The organism is Mesorhizobium sp. M7A.F.Ca.MR.362.00.0.0, from assembly GCF_004023175.1.
GTDB lineage: Bacteria > Pseudomonadota > Alphaproteobacteria > Rhizobiales > Rhizobiaceae > Mesorhizobium.
This window is the reverse complement of sequence record NZ_RZTF01000056.1, coordinates 21,739-24,089: the sequence shown is the minus strand read 5'-3', so window position 1 is coordinate 24,089 and position 2,351 is coordinate 21,739. Positions and strand designations below refer to the sequence as shown.

1 pseudogene is annotated in these 2,351 nt (G+C 65.5%); it reads left to right on the top strand.

Going from position 1 to position 2,351, the window contains the following annotated elements:
- Positions 1-2,351 (top strand): annotated as a pseudogene (locus EOC06_RS42185) (autotransporter outer membrane beta-barrel domain-containing protein); the annotation flags it as partial.

Below are 2,351 nucleotides of genomic sequence, written 5' to 3'. Positions count from 1 at the left end.
GTGGGGCGCTTGGTGGGGCAGGCGGCGGCGGTGGCAGCGCTTTCCAGGTCGACGTCTTCAATCTCGCCACGGCCGGCATCTGGACCCAGCAGGAGCGTTCCATTGGCATCTTCGCACAGTCGGTGGGTGGCGGCGGTGGCGCCGGTGGCGCCGGCGAAAGCACCGGTCATACCGATGAATCGGAAGTCAGTGTCAACCTGTCACTGGGCGGGTCCGGCAACGTTGGCGGTAATGGCGGTAAGGTCAATGTCGAAAACAGCGGCTGGATCCAGACCGAGAAGGCCTATTCGCACGGCATACTGGCGCAGTCGATCGGCGGCAGCGGCGGCGTCGGCGGCGCTTCGGGCATCTCGGCCAAGGACTCCAATGTGGCCATAACCTTGAGCCTCGGCGGCGCCGGCGGCACCGGCGGCAAGAGTGGCGAAACCGTTCATGTGACGAATTTCGGGTCGGGCGAGATCCTGACCAAGGGCGATAATTCGCATGGCATCTTCGCGCAATCGGTGGGCGGTGGCGGTGGCGCGGCGGGCGCCGGCTCGACCGAGACAGGCAGCGCGGAAACGTCGGTGACGCTGGCGATCGGCGGGCTGGGCGGCGGGGGCAGCAGCGGTGGCGACGTAATCGTCGACAATCATGGCAAGATCACCACGCTCGGCTATCTTTCGCACGGCATTTTCGCGCAATCGGTAGGCGGTGGCGGCGGTGCTTCGGGTGCCGCGGCCAACGCTTCGGAGGCCGACATGACGATCGGCGGCGCGATTTCTCTGCCGAGCGGCGACGGCTCCAATGGCGGCCATGTCACGGTCAACAATGACGGCATCATCGAAACCTGGAAGGATGGGGCGCTCGGCATCTTCGCCCAGTCCGTCGGCGGCGGCGGCGGCTATGGCGGCGTGGTATCGGCCGACACGGCGGGAGACGAGTCGGTCGCGCTGCAGCTTGGCGGCTTCGGCGGCAATGGCGGCAATGGCGGCAAGGTCGATGTCACGGTTTCCGGCACCATCATCACCCATGGCGAGCGCGCGCATGGCGTGGTCGCGCAATCGGTCGGCGGCGGTGGCGGCTATGGCGGCGACGCCAAGGGCAAGAGCTCGAATGCGTTGGCCATTGGCGGTCTCGGCGGCAATGGCGGCGATGGCGGCGATGTTACCGTCATCCGCACCGGCACGATCACGACGACGGGCAAGGATTCCATCGCCATCATCGCGCAGTCGGTCGGTGGCGGCGGCGGCATCGGTGGTGCCGGTTTCGGCCGCTTTGGCGCCGACGACGACGGCGGCGGGCCAAACGCCATCGGCTTCAACACGCCTGGTGGCACCAAGGGCACCGGCGGCAAGGTAACCATCATCCAGTCCGGCGCCATTGAGACCGATGGCGACCGTGGACACGGCGTCGTTGCCCAGGCGGTGGGCGGTGGCGGTGGCGCCGGCGGCATGGATTCGCTGGCCATGGGCCAGTCGGCGGCCGGCTCGCAAGGTGGTATCGGCGACGCTGCGGCGTCGGCCGCTAGCACGGACAGCCAAGTCTGGGTCAAGGGCGCAAGTTCGTATGCGATGTTCGGCCAGAGCGCGACAGGCGACGGCAATGCCCATGCGGTCGATCTGACGGCGGGTGACAGCCTGTTCGCGCAAGGTGCGGATTCCGTGGCTGTCTATGGCGAGAGCACGGCCAAGGGCGCCAAGGGCAACATCACCATCAACCTGAATGGCCAGTACACGATCGGCGGTGCCGGAACCGGCGTGGCGGCGATGCTTGTCGGGGGCGCAGACAACACGCTGAACAACCACAGCCTGCTCTATGCGATGGGGGCAACGCCGAGTTTCACCATCCAGGCGTCGCAATTTCAGGCATTCCAAGCCTTCCTGTTGGCGCCCGGTCCCGTCGTGCCGACGAATGCGATCCTGGAATCGCTTCTGGACGATTTCAGCCCACTGGCTATCACCGGCACATCGGGCGATGACCATGTGGAGAATTCGAAGAGCGCCGACACGCTCGGACGGGTGATCGGCAACATGGACCTCGGCGGCGGCACGAACAGCTTCCACAATATCGCCGACGCCTCGATGGTCGGCCTCAAGACCATCGATCTCGGCGGCGGCAAGTTCACCAATGACGGGCTGTTTACCAATCAGGGCATCGGCGTCGTGGCCAAAGTGGATGTCACGGGCGGCTTCACGCAGATATTCTCGGGCGACTTCGTCACCGACGTCGATCTCAACAACCAGATCACGGATGCCCTGGCACTAACGGTGGCCGGAGACTTCGATGGTGAAGCGCCGTTGAATTTCCTGTCGATCGACAAATTGTTCGCCGAATATGTGCTGGCCACCGGATCGGCGATGACCGATTCC